General features: G+C 43.7%; 11 protein-coding genes and 1 pseudogene. 3 read left to right on the top strand and 9 right to left on the bottom strand.

The annotated features are described in order from the left end of the window. From B9N78_RS16700 to B9N78_RS16715, 3 genes and pseudogenes are all read right to left on the bottom strand, one after another. Positions 1–343, bottom strand: a pseudogene (locus B9N78_RS16700) (transposase); the annotation flags it as partial. Positions 344–994: 651 nt separating this feature from the next. Continuing rightward, the gene (locus B9N78_RS16710) at positions 995–3,628 is read right to left on the bottom strand and encodes an AAA family ATPase (RefSeq protein ID WP_085104412.1); all 2,634 of its coding nucleotides are present in this window, start codon (positions 3,626–3,628) and stop codon (positions 995–997) included. A gap of 543 nt (positions 3,629–4,171) precedes the next feature. Further along, positions 4,172–4,426, bottom strand: a complete 255-nt coding sequence (locus B9N78_RS16715; protein ID WP_212637032.1) for a helix-turn-helix domain-containing protein — start codon at positions 4,424–4,426, stop codon at positions 4,172–4,174. 118 nt (positions 4,427–4,544) lie between these two features. Here B9N78_RS16715 and B9N78_RS16720 point away from each other — a divergent pair, with 118 nt between their 5' ends. The 3 genes from B9N78_RS16720 to B9N78_RS16730 all read left to right on the top strand — a co-directional run bounded on the left by B9N78_RS16720 (position 4,545) and on the right by B9N78_RS16730 (position 9,811). After that, positions 4,545–5,132, top strand: coding sequence for a PDDEXK family nuclease (locus tag B9N78_RS16720; protein WP_085104414.1), 588 nt, complete (start codon positions 4,545–4,547; stop codon positions 5,130–5,132). A gap of 725 nt (positions 5,133–5,857) precedes the next feature. Next, complete coding sequence (locus tag B9N78_RS16725; protein ID WP_085104416.1) at positions 5,858–8,353, top strand: plasma-membrane proton-efflux P-type ATPase; 2,496 nt, start codon at positions 5,858–5,860, stop codon at positions 8,351–8,353. A gap of 99 nt (positions 8,354–8,452) precedes the next feature. Next, positions 8,453–9,811 carry a dihydrolipoyl dehydrogenase family protein gene (locus B9N78_RS16730; RefSeq protein ID WP_085104418.1) on the top strand — a complete coding sequence of 453 codons (1,359 nt, stop codon included), beginning with the start codon at positions 8,453–8,455 and terminating at the stop codon, positions 9,809–9,811. Between the two features lie 91 nt (positions 9,812–9,902). Here the strand turns inward: B9N78_RS16730 and speB are convergent, their stop codons facing one another. The 6 genes from speB to B9N78_RS16760 all read right to left on the bottom strand — a co-directional run bounded on the left by speB (position 9,903) and on the right by B9N78_RS16760 (position 16,633). Beyond that, positions 9,903–10,760 carry an agmatinase gene (speB, locus tag B9N78_RS16735; RefSeq protein ID WP_085104420.1) on the bottom strand — a complete coding sequence of 286 codons (858 nt, stop codon included), beginning with the start codon at positions 10,758–10,760 and terminating at the stop codon, positions 9,903–9,905. Positions 10,761–10,771: 11 nt separating this feature from the next. Further along, a complete protein-coding gene (nspC, locus tag B9N78_RS16740) occupies positions 10,772–11,962 on the bottom strand; it encodes a carboxynorspermidine decarboxylase (RefSeq protein ID WP_212637033.1) in 1,191 nt (396 codons plus the stop codon). Beyond that, on the bottom strand, positions 11,941–13,131 hold the full coding sequence (locus B9N78_RS16745) for a saccharopine dehydrogenase family protein (RefSeq protein WP_085104424.1): 1,191 nt from the start codon (positions 13,129–13,131) through the stop codon (positions 11,941–11,943). Before B9N78_RS16745 ends, nspC begins: the two co-directional genes overlap by 22 nt. Before the next feature lie 48 nt (positions 13,132–13,179). Then, entirely contained in the window at positions 13,180–15,093 is a 1,914-nt protein-coding gene (gene speA, locus B9N78_RS16750; RefSeq protein WP_085104426.1) for a biosynthetic arginine decarboxylase, read from the bottom strand. A 308-nt stretch (positions 15,094–15,401) separates the two neighbouring features. Continuing rightward, entirely contained in the window at positions 15,402–15,929 is a 528-nt protein-coding gene (locus B9N78_RS16755) for a tetratricopeptide repeat protein (protein WP_085104428.1), read from the bottom strand. Positions 15,930–15,970: 41 nt separating this feature from the next. Next, positions 15,971–16,633, bottom strand: coding sequence for a PilZ domain-containing protein (locus B9N78_RS16760; protein ID WP_085104430.1), 663 nt, complete (start codon positions 16,631–16,633; stop codon positions 15,971–15,973). Between the last annotated feature and the right edge of the window lie 48 nt (positions 16,634–16,681).

Consider the following 16,681-nt stretch of genomic DNA (forward strand, 5'->3'; position numbering starts at 1 on the left):
GCTTCGCACGATTGGCGAATATTCAGCTTTTCCTCTTTCACGGTTTCTTTTGCCATCTCTCGGCGTAGAGATGGCTTTACCACTTTTTTTCAAGGGCTTCCTTTACCACCTCATATTTCATCTGAGATTCGACATACATCTTTTTGAGTTGACTATTTTCCTTCTCAAGCTCTTTCATTCTGGCCATCAAAGATGCGTCCATACCGCCATATTTAGCGCGCCATTTGTAAAAAGCAGCATTGCTCATGCCGTACTCTCTACATAATTCGGTTACAGGGGGTCCGTTTTCGGCCTGCTTCAAAATATTTAATATTTGGCTGTCGGTATAACGTGATTTCTTCATGTGAATCTCCTTCGTTTAGTTTACGAGAAAATTCTACTTTTCAGAACAATTAATTTTCGGGGGGATTACCGTGTTTTTTTAGCAGTTCAAAAAGATTTTCTTGATTTTTTAGATGTGGGAGAATAACCGAAAGTTGGCCTTTATGTGCTTGGGTTAGCCTTTGAGTCCATTCTGATTCGTTAACTGATGTGTTTGCACGTTCACATATATCGCTAAGTGCTGTCGCTATTGTGTCATGTGATTCGAAAATAATGGTGAGAATGTCATCTGTCCTAAACAGAGGGCTGAAACGTTGGTTTTCTAAGTCCTGCCAGAGCTTTCTCCATGGCTTAGTTCCTGATTGTATTTTTGACTTAACGCTTTGGAATTCATTGTGCCTATCTGCGTACTGGATAACAATGTCATCCACATGTTCAGGTGATTCTACACGGACTTCGACAACACGTTCTCTAGGAGGAATATTTCCAAGCTCAAGAAGATCGAGAAGGGCTAATGCTGCAATACTATTTTGATAAAAATACCGTGTTGTGTTGTTGGGCCGCCAGATTCAGGCATATGTTTTATCCGTCCTTTTTCAGATTGAAGACTACTTTTTAGTGGTTAATTTAATGCCCACGTTAAGATTGCTTAGTCGAGTATTGTTAAATCATATTATAGGAAGTCAATTGCTTGATCTTTCGCTCTTTTTTGATACTCCGTTACCCAAGTTTGAAGAGCATTCATGTCCTTTTCAATGGTAGCTATATCAATTTGTACGGGTTTCCTGTCTGGGGCTTGATCATGAGGGTATAGTGAGTATTTGTCCATTAAGCCTACTATTAGTTTGATATCTTTTGCTTTAATTACTAATAATCTTGAATCCAGTTTAGTGGTATGGATTGCTGGGTCGTATCGAATAACTGCACCATTAAACAAAATTTCTTCAACAGCACGTTCTGTTATTTTCCTCATTTGGGGTGCAAGATTACCAGCAACACGCATACATCCCTCAATATCGTCTGATCCGAGGCACTGCTTAGCAAAATCTATTTCGGAAAGGATGTCTTTCCTTCTTGCCTTGAAATTTTTGACTTCCATGGGGGCTCCATTTTTTGTGTAGCCATGTTTATTTCCCATTGATATTAGTTCGATACAATGCGGTGCGGCCTCAGAATTACGGTTCGCGTGGTAAAGAATACAGCTTAAAAAGAACAAGTCATGTGTGAAGACAACTGTTTGTCTGTGTTTTCCCAAATCCCTGACTATGTGAGCAAATCTTTCCCTAAACCTGTGGTCTAAAGAAGAAACAGGATCATCAAACACGATTCCGCTTGAGTTTTGAGTCAGGTCTACCTCTGCTAAGAATGCTGCGAGAGCAATTGCTCTAAATTCACCTTCACTCGCGATGTCGGCTATTTGAACTTTTGGATCTGCATTGGCAAGGCGTAGTGTAAAGTAAGTTGTGCCAGCTGATGTGCGAGTTTTTTGTAGTTCAACGAAACATCGTTCGCCAAAAAGTTGCTTCAATCTATTTTTGAAAGCGGTTTGAAGTTCGGGGGTAACATATTTTTCCGCAAGGGCTCCGCTTTTACGTGATATTGTTACAGGATTACATGTTGCTATGGCAGCATCATATTTCGCAATATTTTGTAATCTTGTAATTTCTAAATTAATGGCTTCCGTGTTTGAATGCAGGATTTTGCATGACGAAAGAAGGTTGTATCTGTTTACTTGAGCAATCTTTTCTCCTGGTATGATGCTTTTTTGGAGGAATGCTATTTCTGAATCAATATATGGGATTAAATTAAGAATTGTTTGCCGAGGGGACTCTGCTAATGTCGTAAGTTGACTCCATGTGTTTTGCCGAATTGTGTCTGCGAGCATATTTTTGATTGCGTTAGCAGATTGTATGAATGTGGTAACACTTGCAGGTATTATAGGTTCTAGCTCGTTGAGCAGGGGAATGTGAGGAGTCGTGTCTAGCGATACTTGCTGTAGTTTTGTCCAGTAGTTACTCAAAGCGGTATGGGCTGTTTGGACTTTAGTCTCGATGTCGCTTTTTACATATTCTTCAAAGCTGTTCATTAAGTTAAGGGCGTTAGCCCCTAATTCTTGTTGGCAAAGAGGACATCGTTTTGTGTTAGGGAATTGTGTTCTCGGATAGGCAATGGTTTGAACAAATTGTCTTGCTGACTCCCATAGGTGTCTCCATTCTTCTGTTCCAGTCCCTTTAACAGGTGTTTCGCCAAAAGCATTCTTGACAGCTATATTAGCTGCTTGTTTTTTTTGGGAATGGTCATTGGCGAAAAATTTTAGAGCGTCAATTCCCTGAACTGAAAAGTAGTCCTCAATTGTTGATATGAATTGTGACAATTGGGTGATTCGTAATTTTTGCGATTCTAGTGCTGTTATCCGTTGTTGCGGATCTTGGACTCGTAATACTGTAGCTAATTGATTCAATTCAGCTTCATGTTCAGGTTGGAATTGAGTCCACGTATTAATATCAACTTGTTTGGTTCTGGCACTGAGCGAAGTAGTCCAAGTGCGAGCTTGCTGGTCAGGAAGCAGATTAGTTAAGTCTGGTAGTTTTCTAGTTAACGATTCCTTTTCCTTGTTAAGGATCATTTTGAGTTGAGAACATACATTATCAGCCAAATTCGATAGAATACTTAATCCGTATGGAGTGAACGAAGTTTCCCTTTCTTTACTCACGTAGATGTCTGCACATTTACTGTCGAAAATTTTGATTCCATTTAAGTCGGGCGTGCAATGTTTTCCTTCTGTCCAGGAGTGTTCGTATGAATTTTCACCCACAGCATAAGTTATTTTAGCTTGCTTTTGGGTCGGCGGTTCATAGACGTTTGGCTGAATTTTAGAAGGAGCCGCGCATCTACAGTTCTCTTTAAGGATCCTAGTGTAGCTTGTTTTTCCTGCTCCGTTATCTCCATAGATTAAATTAATGCCGGTGGGGTTAAGTTCAAGTTTTGTGTTTTTAGCAAGAGCATTGACTCCTTGGATATCACTTACACCGAGTAGTGAGATTGGTTCTTTAGTGTTTTGCTGTGTTATGAAATGCTCTTCTGTGAAGAAATGTGGTTGAGTTGGCTCGCTAGGAATTCCCAATTCTGCTTTACAAATGCTAACCAACCTTAGGACATCTGCTTCTGTTATTACCCCGGATTGAGTAATTAGAATTCTAATTGCATCGCGAATCCAATTAGGACGGTTTTGGGACCAGTCTAGAATTTCAGTTAACAGAGCATGTTGTGGGGGGATTGGTGTGTTTCCATTGTTTGTGTCAGCCATGCTTAGACCTATGCTTATGTAGGGAAGTGTTAATATGATTTGGTTGTGAATATAGTCGTTATCCTTTTTTTCGACAATGCTATATTATGCAAATCTAATGGTGAGAATCAAAGCGTAATTTTTAGCATAGTATCTATGATTGTTCAGGAATCTAAAACTAACTATTTTTTAAATAAATTCATAGATAATATATTGTTAAGTGTTAAATGATGTGTTTTTGTATATTATCGTATAACATTTCTTCTCTATAGAATTAGAGCTCAGTCCACCAAATTTCTTCATCATCCATAGGGATCGCTAAGGCCGCCCATGCGGATTTTATTTGACGATGAAGGTATGGTGATCATGCATAATCTGTGATTCAGAGCCTGTTTATATAGATTTTGCGGATTATGAAATCAGCACTGCGCCGTTCCTGCTGCAATTGGATAATATGTTTGGGGTATTGCGTTGTTCGGTTTAATTTAGGAGGTGTTGTTTGTGGTGGTGTTATTGAATTTTAATGTTGGTGATAACCGGATTGGGAAATCCAATTAGGAGAATCTATGTTCGAGCGTCAGTGATCAGGCTTGCGATACTGGTCGATAGCGCTTGAGCAAGATTATTCATAGTTAATAACGAAATATTTTGGCGTCCACGTTCAATACCACTGATGTATGTACGGTGCACGTCTGTTAGCTCTGCAAGTTTTTCCTGAGACAAACCTTTTTCAATTCTGATTCGCCGAACTCTGTTGCCAAAATCGGTCATGATTTTACGTTCTGTTTCTGAGTATTGTTCCAAGCTTTTGGTGGGCACAGGATTCTCCTTGGTTGCCACACAGGATGCTTGACGTGATGAGTATATTTCTACAGAGTATACTGTACATAGAGATGTTGATCATGATTAATATTTATTTTGCAAAGGAGGAACAAGGATGGTGACGGTTGAATCAGAAAAAGAAGTGGAGGAATATCTTTGCAGTTTTCTTGAAAAGGAGATCCGGTTAAGCGTACTTCAGCAGCCTAACTTAGGGTCATACGGAATTGCGGACATAATTGCATGGACAGTGATTAACGAAGATGACTCTCGAACTTTGCTGGCCCATGTAATCGAAGTGAAGAAAGGGAAGGCTGGGGTTGAGGGGTTAGCACAGCTATGTCGATATATGAAAGCAGTTGAGTTGAGCCTCAATGAACTGAAAAATGAAAATTTTTGCACGCTGAACAATGTCCTTGTTCAGGGGATGTTGATTTGTGAAGATTTATTTGACCCGGAAGCGATGGGATTTTTACTTGCGCAGATGCAGAATGTTTATCTCTACAAATATACTGTGACCATGGATAAAGGTCTTATTGCAATAAGATGGCCCGGATGGATTAAAGGACCGTACAAAAATGATATACAAGTCCCTTCTGTGGTAACGAGCAAACAGATAGAAAAAAAAGTCAATGAAATTGAAAGTGGAGAGCTGGATTGGGCTAACGGCAATCCATACAATTTGTTCCATGAATTTTGCGTTTAATGTATTGGTTGAGTGTGTAGAAAATTGTGTTTTACTTGATGCTAACTATGCCGATTCTGCATAAATAAATAAGTCCTTTTTGACATCTAAACAAAGTATAAATAAGAGCCCCAGTTTGTTTTGACTGACTTTATTTGGGATGGATGAATCTATGTTTATTTCAGTTTATTAGAAGAGCGTTTCTCCGCACGAAGTGTAATTCCAGTTGACATGTCTTGCCCACGAAGCAGAACCACCACTTCTGTTCTGTTGTGCGATTAAGTGGACAATCTAAAACTAGACAGTTGTTAGTATATTTATATAAATTAATTATTAAACTTCATCAATTTATATGTTAAGTTTACACTCAAACACGCAGCAGAACCATTCTAGTCGCGAGAGTCTAGTTTGAGTTCTGTCAGTATTTGCTAAAGTTATAATTAAGATAGTTTTGATAGGTAGTTAAGTTACCTGGAAAAAGGGGAGGCATTTTGCCTCCCCTTTTTTTTGGATTGAGAGTTTTGAGGAAATAAATTGCTGCCTTTTAAAGACAGGATGAATGTGATATGCAGTAATATAAATGCTAATCATTGTTATCTTGCAAGAGCTCGCGATGGCAGGCTGTTGTATAGTTTTCGCAACACTGCAAGTGTTCATATCCCCTCTGCAAGACTGATAGTAGAGTTTATCCTTGTCTTTTGCCCATACATGAAGAGTCGTGACCTTTTGCAAAAGGAGCATAAAATATGGAATCGTATCAATCAGAAGGACATGAAAAGGAAAAACTTCAACCCGTGGATGCTTTTAAAAAAGTTGATAGCGGCCCGAATGGGTTGAGTGGAAATGAAGCTGCTAAACGCCTTGAAAAATATGGTCCCAATGCATTGGAGGACCAAAAAGTAAGCCCGGTTAGAAAATTTTTGGGATACTTTTGGGGACCGATTCCCTGGATGATTGAGAGCGCAGCCGTTCTGTCCATGATCGTCGGCCATTGGGCTGACTTCTGTATTATTCTTTCCCTGCTAATTTTCAACGCCGTGGTCGGATTTTGGCAGGAATATCAAGCCGGTAACGCCGTTGAAGCACTTAAGAACACACTTGCGTTGAAGAGCCGGGTCCTGCGTGACAGCTCGTGGCAAAGCGTTAATGCTCAGGTCTTAGTACCTGGCGATATCATCCGTTTGCGCATGGGGGACATTATCCCGGCCGATGCCAGACTTGTTGACGGCGACTACCTGAGCGTGGACCAGTCTGCGCTGACCGGCGAATCTCTTCCCGTGGAAAAAATGATCGGAGATCTTATCTATTCCGGATCCGTAGCCAAGCAGGGCGAGATGGTCGGAGTGGTAATGGCAACAGGTGAGAAAACGTTCTTCGGCAAAACAGCTAAGCTTGTATCAAATGCCAAAACGGTATCCCACTTCCAGAAAGCTGTTATGCAGATCGGTGATTATCTGATCTATCTTAGCTTAGTTCTGGTCGCAGTACTTATCGTTGTGCAGCTTTTCCGCGGGGCTCATCTCCTTGATCTGGTGCAGTTTGCGCTGATCCTGACGGTGGCTTCTATTCCTGTGGCTATGCCTGCCGTCCTGTCTGTGACCATGGCCGTAGGTGCTCTGGCTCTTTCCAAGCGAAAGGCTATCGTCTCGCGGCTGGAGTCCATTGAGGAAATGGCGGGTATGGACATCCTCTGTACGGACAAAACCGGAACCCTGACCCAGAATAAGTTGAAGCTCGGGACTTCAATCACCTTTGAAGCAAAGGGTGAAGACGATCTCATTCTCGCCGGATGTCTTGCGTCCAAGGCCGAAAACGAGGACGCCATTGATCTGGCCGTTCTGGAAGGAGTGAAGGATAAAGCGTTCCTTACTGCATATTCTCAGGAGAAGTTTATTCCCTTTGATCCCGTGAGCAAAAGAACCGAAGCTTTAATCAAGGATCAGGATGGAAATTCTTTCAAGGTCAGCAAGGGAGCTTTGCAGGTTATTCTAGACCTTGCCGAGGTGAGCGATGATGCGCGTGCTAAGGCTGAAGAATCTTCCCAAAGTTTTGCTGCTAAAGGATACCGCACCATCGGCGTGGCAAGAGCAGATGGCGATGAATCATGGAAATTTATGGGCATCCTGCCTCTGTTTGATCCACCGCGTGAGGACTCCCGCGAGACCATCTCACAGGCCGGAAAGCACGGCATTGAAGTTAAGATGGTGACTGGCGATAACTTAGCCATAGCCAAAGAGATATCCAGCCAACTTAATCTGGGACAAAATATTTCTCTTGCCGGGCAATGGTTGAAAATCGGAGATGACGCTAAAGGATTATCCGCCGATGCCGCTACAGAAGTTGAAGATTCAGATGGGTTTGCCCAAGTCTTTCCGGAACATAAATATAATATCGTCAAGCTGTTGCAATCAAAGAACCATATAGTTGGAATGACCGGAGACGGAGTTAACGACGCTCCTGCTTTGAAACAGGCCGATGTTGGCATAGCTGTGAGCGGTGCTACCGATGCGGCGCGCGCCGCTGCGGATCTGGTACTGACGGCTTCTGGAATTTCGGTGATTATCAACGCAGTGGAAGAGGCTAGGCGCATTTTCGAGCGCATGAATAGTTACGCCATTTACCGTATCACTGAAACCATCCGGATCATGATTTTTGTAGTGCTGGCAATGATCGCATTTGATTTCTACCCCATCACCGCCATTATGATAATCTTGCTGGCATTCCTGAACGACGTGCCCATAGTGACCATCGCCTACGACCGCACCTGGCTGGACCCGAATCCGGTACGCTGGAATATGCGACGGGTCATCACGGTCTCGACAGCCATGGGGCTGACCGGCGTTTTCGGCAGCTTTCTGATGCTCTATCTGGGGTTGAATTGGCTGCACCTTACCATTCCTGAAGTGCAAACATATATCTTCCTGAAGATGGCCGTCTCCGGACATCTGACACTGTTCGTCTCACGCAGCCGCGGCTATTTTTGGAAATCGCCATATCCTGCGCCGGTGATGGTCTGGTCAGCCTTGGGAACAAAAATTCTTGGAACGCTTTTGGCCGCATATGGATTCGGCCTTATTTCACCTATCGGTTGGAAGTCAATCGGTCTGGTCTGGGGCTATTCGATTGTCTGGGCTTTTTTGACCGACTACGTCAAGGTCATGATTTACAGGCATGTCGATACGGGATCTTCACATAACATGTCTTTTTTGAACAAGGTGCGTCAATCACTTCACCCCTTATGAGACCGTTTATGCGGGATGACAAAGACATCTAAGTAACCCATAAGCCTGATGTATAAACTAGGTAGATGGGAGAGAATGGATTAACGCAGGAGTAGATTTATGACGATAAAGCGGCATGATGTTGTTATTTTAGGTTCCGGACCTGCTGGCGGAGTCGTGGCCGGAATGTGTCAAAAAGCGGGCCTTGATGTAGTTGTTGTCGAGGAGGACGGATGGGGCGGAGTTTGTCCGCTGCGTGGCTGTGAACCGAAAAAAGTACTGGTTGATGCGACGCATGCAGTATCCCGAATCCGTGATATGGAAGGGCATGGACCTGTGGGGAGCGTTTCTATAGATTGGCAGAATTTAATGCAGTTCAAACGGGCCCTTATTGATCCCATTCCGGATGCGGTGCTCCAATCTCTGGAGAAACGCGGTATTAAGACTGTTTCCGGTCACGCAAGTTTTGTCGGTGAAGGACAGGTAGAAGTTTCCGGGTATGGGATCTTGGAAGGAAAACATGTCGTGATTGCTACCGGGGCCAGAACTAGACCATTGAACGTTTCCGGCGAGGAACTTTTGCTGGCGAGTCGACAGTTTCTTGAGCTTGATACAATGCCAAAATCTATTTTGTTTATCGGCGGCGGGTTCATCTCCTTTGAATTTGCCTGTGTTGCAGCCGCGGCCGGTGCTGATGTGACCATTGTACATAGAAGCAGCAGGGTGCTTAAAGGGTTTGATCACGATCTTAGTCTTTCGCTGATAGAGGGTATGAAGGAACTCGGTATTAAGGTCTTTATAGATCGACCGGTTCTCGGTGTGGAGAAGACTGACTCCGGAATAGTTGTTACGTCTCGAAATGATGACGGAGAAAAGGAGTATTTTACTGCCGAACTTGGTGTTATCGGCGTTGGCAGAATTCCCAATGTCGACAGGCTTAATCTTGATGCTGCAGGAGTGACAGTTTCCAAACGCGGAGTGGTGGTTAACGACTTCATGCAGAGTGTCTCCAATCCCAGAGTTTTTGCGGCAGGTGACTGCGCCGAGCCCGGCACTCCTTTGACTCCTCTGGCGGTTTTGCAGGCTACGACAGTAGCTCGTAATATTATTGACGAGCTTTTGACTAAGTCGGACTTACGCGGGGCGGCGAGTGTGGTTTTTACCCATCCTCCGCTTATGAGTGTCGGGATGCTTGAAGAAGAGGCTCGAAAGCAGGGACTCGATGTCATAATTCATTCCGGTGACGCAGCAAAATGGTCCGAACACAAGCGTCTCGGGCTGAAACATGCAGGTTACAAGATCATTGAGGATCGATCTTCGGGGCGTATAGTTGGTGCGCACTATCTCGGACAGCATGCTGAAGAGGTTGCCAACATCTTCGGCATGGCCATCAGGCATGGCCTGACAAGGGAGAACCTGATGGATCATCCTTGGGCCTATCCATCTTTCGGTTATACTCTGCGATACATGTTTTCATGATCAAATAAGATGATTATGGTGAATAATATAAAAAAAGAGGATGCAAATGCATCCTCTTTTTTTATATCTTTTCTTTAAGCCTTTATCGGATTTAATATTCAGGAGAACATAACCCCATGATCTGATAGGCCAGCTGAGCAGCTGCAAAGTCGGAAGCGTGATCGCCTTCGCTCGGAGCTAATTCAACAACGTCTGCTCCGATGACTTTTCTTCCTGATACAGCCCGTTCAAGCAAAGTCAGGGCGTCGTGCCAGCTTAATCCGCCAGGGACAGGGGTTCCTGTTGCGCGGATAACTGACGGGTCAAGACCGTCCACATCAAAAGTGATGTAGATTTTTTCCGGAAAGTCAGCCGGAAGAAGGATTTTAGGGATTCCTCTTAAGTAAAGTTTCCGCGCATCAAGGTGCAGTACTTCTGCTTCTTTACGGTATTCAACTTCTTCTGAGCATAGAGCGCGTACGCCTATCTGGAAAATTGGAAGTTTCAAATCTTCACTTGCGCGGCGCATTACGCAGGCGTGGCTGTAAAGAGAGCCTTCATACGTGTCGCGCAGATCTGCGTGTGCATCAAACTGAACTATCCCAAAGCGTCCATATTTCTGCTGTAAAGCACGCAGTGCTCCGATTGTGACGGTGTGCTCACCGCCAATGATGAAAGGTATAGCTTCGCACTCTACCGCGTAGGAAACAGCATCTTCTACATCATCAATTGTTTTAGAAATATCTTTTGAACAATCAATAGGTTCTGCAGTATGAATGCCGCCTTCTGCGGGAATGGATTTGCCGTCCCATAGCTCCAGTTGTGTGGATGCTTCTATGATTGCTTCAGGACCTGATGCAGTACCTGCTCCGTAAGAAACAGATGATTCAAGTGGAACTGGAATAATATGGAAAGAAGCGTCTTCGGGGCTTTCGTTTGAAATTTCCCCTTCAAGAAAATGCGTAGCCATCAGTCATTCTCCTATGACAGGCGATTTTTGAAGTCTTCATAGCCGAATTGACGAATAACTGTTATTTCGTCTGATTCAGGTCTGTAGATGGTTATTGAAGGTAATTGAATACCATTGAAGGTATTAGTCTTAACCATGGAATAGATAGCCATATCTGTGAAAACCAGAGTGTCTCCGGCTTTAAGCGGAGTATTGAAAGAGTACTCTCCAGCAACGTCTCCGGCAAGACAGGAAGGGCCGCCTATTCTGCAAGTCCAAGCTTTTTCACCGGCTTCACCTGACCCGACAATATGCGGGCGGTACGGCATCTCGATTACATCCGGCATATGGCACGGAACAGCGGAATCCATAATAACTATGGGTATGTCCGCCTGCGTCACATCCAGCACTTTTGAAACGAGGTAGCCTGTATTTAACGCCACCGCTTCACCGGGTTCCAGATAAACTTCAACATCCCATTTATTTTTAAATTCGGTGATGAGTTTTACCAGTAGATTCCTATCATAGTCCGGCCTTGTTATGTGATGGCCCCCGCCGAAGTTGACGTAACGCATACGCGGCAGAACATCGGCAAAACTTTTTTCTACTGCCCTGATGGTTCTCTCAAGGCAGTCCGCGTCTTGTTCACAAAGATTGTGCCAGTGTAGCCCCGTCACTCCTTCAAGGTTGCTCAGGTCAAAGTGAGCTCTGCGAATACCGAGACGAGAACCCGGTGAACATGGATCATAGATCGGTGTTGCACCTTCAGAGTGCTCCGGATTAATCCGGACTGCAAGTTCAATTTCACGATTTTGCGCAGATGCCAGCTCTTTTACGAGATGCCGGAATTTATCAAGTTGCGCAAATGAGTTGAAAACTATGTGATCACTTGTCAGGCACAGATCACGGATATCTTTTTCAGAATATGCTGCGGCAAAAGTATGAACTTCGCGTTCGAATTCTTCACGCCCGAGTCTTGCTTCATGAGGTGAGCTTGCGCACACCCCGTCCAGTTTCTCGGAGAGTACCGGAAAAGTGCTGAACATGGCGAAACATTTGAGTGCAAGAAGAATCCTGCAGCCGGTTTGCTCTTTGATAGAGGAGAGGACCTCCAGATTATTTTTCAGGAGGCCCTCGTCAATCACATAAGATGGAGTTTCCAGTTCAGAAGTACTGAAGCGGAATTCTGTGTGCCCGTCCACTACAGTTCCACTTCTACCCATGGCAGACCGTGTTTGTTCAGTGCTTCCATGAAAGGGTCAGGGTCAAGCTGTTCCATGTTGAAAACACCTTTGCCTGTCCATTTTCCGGTGAGCATCATCATTGCTCCGATCATGGCAGGAACTCCGGTAGTGTAGGAAATAGCCTGAGAGCCTACTTCCTTATATGCTGCTTCATGGCTGCATATGTTGTAAATATACATTTTCTTTTCTTTGCCGTCTTTTACACCTGTCATGACATTGCCTATACAGGTGCGTCCCTTTGTAAGAGGACCGAGTGACCCCGGTTCCGGCAGGACTGCTGTCAGGAATTTAATGGGCTGAATCATCTGCCCGTTGTATTCGATAGGCTCAATGGAAGTCATGCCGATATTCTCAAGCACTTTTAAGTGAGTGAGATATTTTTCGGAAAATGTCATCCAGAAACGGGCGCGCTTGAGCCCTTTAATATTTATGGCAAGCGATTCCAGTTCTTCGTGGTACATGAGGTAACATTTTTTTTCACCGATACCGTCAGGGAAAGTATAATCCATAGACCAAGCCAGCGGATCAGTTTCCACCCATTCCCCGCGTTCCCAATAGCGACCGCGCTGAGTTATTTCCCTGATGTTGATTTCAGGGTTGAAATTGGTAGCAAACGCTTGACCATGATCACCTGCGTTGCAGTCTATAATATCCAGCTCATGAATTTCATCAAAGTGGTGTTTCATGGCGTGGGCTGCATATATATTGGTAACACCCGGATCGAAACCTGAACCGAGAAGGGCCATTAAACCGGCTTCTTTGAAACGTTCCTGATATGCCCACTGCCATTTATATTCAAATTTAGCTTCATCAAGAGGTTCATAGTTGGCAGTATCCATGTAATTGACTCCGACCTCAAGGCATGCGTCCATGAGGGTCAGATCCTGATACGGCAGGGCAAGATTGACCAAAAGATCAGGCTTTATCTTTTTGAGAAGTTCAACTGTTTCGGGTACGTTGTCAGCGTCAACCTTATATGTTGCTACCGTTACGCCTGTGCGTGTTTTAACGGATTCAGCAATAGCATCGCATTTAGCCTTGGTGCGGCTGGCGAGATGTATTTCAGTGAAAACTTCCGGAATCTGAGCGCATTTGTGAACAGCAACACTGCCGACGCCTCCGGCACCTATGATTAGAACTTTAGACATAGATTTATCCTCATATGGTGTCTTTTTTTACGAAGACACCATTATAGTTTATCTTTCGAAGTAAGTGTATCCCTGCAAGCCTATTTTGTAAGCTTGAAGAATTTCTCTGCGTAGTGCCGGGGTTATGAGCCCCTTGCGCACAGCATTCTCAGCAGTCTCGCGGAAACGGGTCAGAAGGTATTTGGTATCGTATTCTACATAAGTCAGAATTTCTTCAACCGTGTCTCCTTCCATTTCACCGATAAAGTCGAACTCGCCATTTTCGCGTATTCTTACTGTCACGATATTAGTATCGCCCAGCAGATTATGCAAATCGCCGAGTGTTTCCTGATAAGCTCCGACAAGAAAAGCTCCGAGGTAGTACTCGTCACTTTCTTTCAACTCATGCAGCGGCATTGTTTTTTTAACACCCTGACTGTCGATGAATCTGTCGATTTTACCATCACAGTCGCATGTTATGTCGGCGAGAATTCCTTCACGCGTGGGTCTTTCATTCAACCGATGTACCGGCATAATGGGGAATAGCTGTCCTATTGCCCAAGCATCCGGCAGAGATTGAAAGACACTGAAGTTACAGTAATATATATCTGAAAGAGCGTGTACTATGCCTTCAAGTTCATGCGGCAGAGTAGGCAGATCCTTTGTCAGAATAGCTATGCGGCGGATTGTCTCCCAAAAGACATTTTCACCCATAGCGCGTTCTCTGAAGGAAATCCTTCCAGCGCTGAACGCCTGCCGGACTTCATCGCGATAATACAGGCTATCGTTAAAACATTCCTGAATATTACGCAGGTTAAGAGATTTCAACGCTTCAAATAAGTGCTGAATATGAATATTTGTTTCTTCAGGAAGCTCTTCCGGCAACGGCTCCGGTTCAAAGCGAGCTGTATCAAGCACGTTGAAAAGGAGCATTGAGTAGTAGGCTACAACAGCACGTCCTGATTCAGTAACAATAGTCGGATGATCAACTCCCTGTTCGTCGAGCACGGTCATTACGCCTTCAACAACGTCAACGCAGTACTCGTTTACAGTGTAGTTACGGCTGCTCATGAAGTTGGTCTGAGTTCCGTCATAGTCAACAGCCAGACCGCCGCCGAGGTCGAGGTAACGCATGTTTGCGCCTTCACCGACCAGTCCTGCGTAAACACGGCTTGCTTCTGATACCGCTCCGCGGATATCGCGGATATTCGGGATCTGTGAACCAAGGTGATAGTGCAGCAGTTGCAGACAGTCGAGCATGTCCGCTTCACTTAGACGATCGATTACATCAATAATTTGAGTTGCGTTGAGTCCGAAGATGGAGCGGTCTCCGCCGGATTCCGACCAGAGGCCGTTTGCTTGAGCGGAAAGTTTGACACGCACTCCGAGAATAGGCTTTACACCTTTTGCTTTGGAACGTTCAATTATGAGGGCCAGTTCACTTGGCATCTCGACAACCATAACGCACTTAAAGCCGAGCTGGGTTGCATGTAAACCAAGGTCTATAAATTCTTCATCCTTATATCCGTTGCAGATAAGTACAGCTTCAGTATCACGCATCATGCCCATGGCCGCGATGAGTTCTGCTTTACTTCCTGCTTCGAGGCCGTGGTGATATTTTTCACCGTGGCGCGTTACAGCTTCAACAACCTGTTGCTGCTGATTAACTTTAATTGGGTATGCCCCGAGATATGACCCGCGATAGCCGAGGCTGTCGATGGCTGAAAGAAAACTTTCATTAAGCAGGGATATCTGGGTGTCGAGGATATTCTCGATTCGCAGAAGGACAGGCATGTCCAATCCGCGTTCTTGAATGCCGGCGATTATCTCCGGTATGCTTACCGCATTGTCAAAATGACCCGGGTTGGCAGAAACCTGAAGATCTCCGTTATCGGAGATGCCGAAGAATCCAGCGCCCCATTCGCGGACGCCGTAGAGTTCTGTAGACCTTTCAGCGGTCCATCTTTCCAGTGTATTGGTCACTCATAAATCCTCCATATGAAAAGTGAATCGGGGATGCCCCCGTGCCGGATAGTTTAATGGATAAACTGTTTCTCACCTATTGAAAAACGGCATTTATGGATGGTAGCAATAAATGTCAATATGAATAAAGACAAATTGCATACCTGTAGAGTCTGAACCTTGAATTAATTGATTATTTATAAAAAATATTTATTAAGTTCAAGATTCTGGCTACGCCAGTATTAATATTATATTTTATGCCGCTATTTATGAAATGTATATTTAATTTTGTTAATACTTTTAATCTGTTGTAATTAGTCCTGTAATTGTCACTTAGGTAGTGACGGAAACATTTCTTTAATAATTTTGGACGCCTCCTGCGTTGCCATTATTGCTGCAAAATCGCTTGTAAACGGTTTCAAATTGTCGAGCAATATCGGAATTGTTTCCACACAGGCATATGCCGGATGAAACGTGGAGTGTGAAGGCTTTGTGTCAGTTGAGTTAGAATCGGCAGTCTTGGGGAGCAATTTATGCTCAGGATAATTTTGATAAATTTCGCATGATATTTTCCACGCTACCTGCAAATCGCGGTACGCATATTTATATTCATGCAAGCTGGTATAATTTTTACCTCGAAGCATGAAAGCCTGCGCTTTTGTTATGTCTGATGCATCAGATTCAATAACATTGTCTAACAGTTGAACTGCCTTATCGTATTGTTTTTCACTGCTCAGCTCAATTGCATTGTTTATGGGATTGCCGAAGAGTGCACATCCGTGGAGAAGCCCGGTTAAAAAGGCAATCTGTATTATTGATCTTACTACGCAGACCATTAACGAGCTGTCTTTTTTCATGCGTCCCTTTATTGCTTGCCTTGTAATGCTGAATTAATAAGTTAGGAATCGTTTGATTTCAAGTTCGGCGTAATATATTTCTGCTGTAATTCAGAGAATTGTTCAGGTTCTATGGTTATGAACTTTACACCGACTCCTTCCATATTGTCATCTGTAGATTTAATCCAGCGAATTCCAGCATATATAGGTAGTTTGTTTGATAGATCAGTAAATTTGAGATGTAAAAAATCCTGATCGAAAATATCAGCTGTAGTGCTTATAAAGCAGCCTGATGCTGAAATATTTTGTATGATTCCTGCAAAGCTGTTAGCCATTGCAGGGTCGTTTTCAGAACTGATCCGTATTGGAATATTTATTTTTACCCGTTCATTTATACGGGTCATGATACAGTTGCTATCTATACAACATTGTTTGAAATTTGACAGATCATCGACGAAAACTACTTTATCGGATTCAACTTTAGTTCTTATAAGTGAACGGTTTGCTGCAACAGAGAAAATTCTATTTCTTGCATAAGCCGGTGTTCTCATTACTTTTTGAATATCTAGAATCAATCCTGTAAACTTTTCTTCCAGAACTTCGTGAATAAAATTATCTAAAGTTGAGCAGTATTTTATATTAAATTCACTGATTAATTTGGATTTTTTATATGGTTCAGGACTATCAACAAAAGCGATTATTGAGATTTTCTCATTGCTGGCCATAGGTTGCTCCTGGATTTAGGAAATGTGATTGAAGAAGAATACTAAGTT

This window comes from Desulfovibrio gilichinskyi (assembly GCF_900177375.1).
Lineage (GTDB): Bacteria > Desulfobacterota > Desulfovibrionia > Desulfovibrionales > Desulfovibrionaceae > Maridesulfovibrio > Maridesulfovibrio gilichinskyi.

Bases quoted from the DNA above. Each gene is read 5' to 3' on its own strand.
- nspC (WP_212637033.1), bottom strand. From the start codon at position 11,962: ATGGGTAGAAGTGGAACTGTAGTGGACGGGCACACAGAATTCCGCTTC.
- B9N78_RS16755 (WP_085104428.1), bottom strand. From the start codon at position 15,929: ATGAAAAAAGACAGCTCGTTAATGGTCTGCGTAGTAAGATCAATAATA.
- speB (WP_085104420.1), bottom strand. From the start codon at position 10,760: ATGGCTACGCATTTTCTTGAAGGGGAAATTTCAAACGAAAGCCCCGAA.
- B9N78_RS16730 (WP_085104418.1), top strand. From the start codon at position 8,453: ATGACGATAAAGCGGCATGATGTTGTTATTTTAGGTTCCGGACCTGCT.
- B9N78_RS16720 (WP_085104414.1), top strand. From the start codon at position 4,545: ATGGTGACGGTTGAATCAGAAAAAGAAGTGGAGGAATATCTTTGCAGT.
- B9N78_RS16745 (WP_085104424.1), bottom strand. From the start codon at position 13,131: ATGTCTAAAGTTCTAATCATAGGTGCCGGAGGCGTCGGCAGTGTTGCT.
- B9N78_RS16725 (WP_085104416.1), top strand. From the start codon at position 5,858: ATGGAATCGTATCAATCAGAAGGACATGAAAAGGAAAAACTTCAACCC.
- B9N78_RS16710 (WP_085104412.1), bottom strand. From the start codon at position 3,628: ATGGCTGACACAAACAATGGAAACACACCAATCCCCCCACAACATGCT.
- B9N78_RS16760 (WP_085104430.1), bottom strand. From the start codon at position 16,633: ATGGCCAGCAATGAGAAAATCTCAATAATCGCTTTTGTTGATAGTCCT.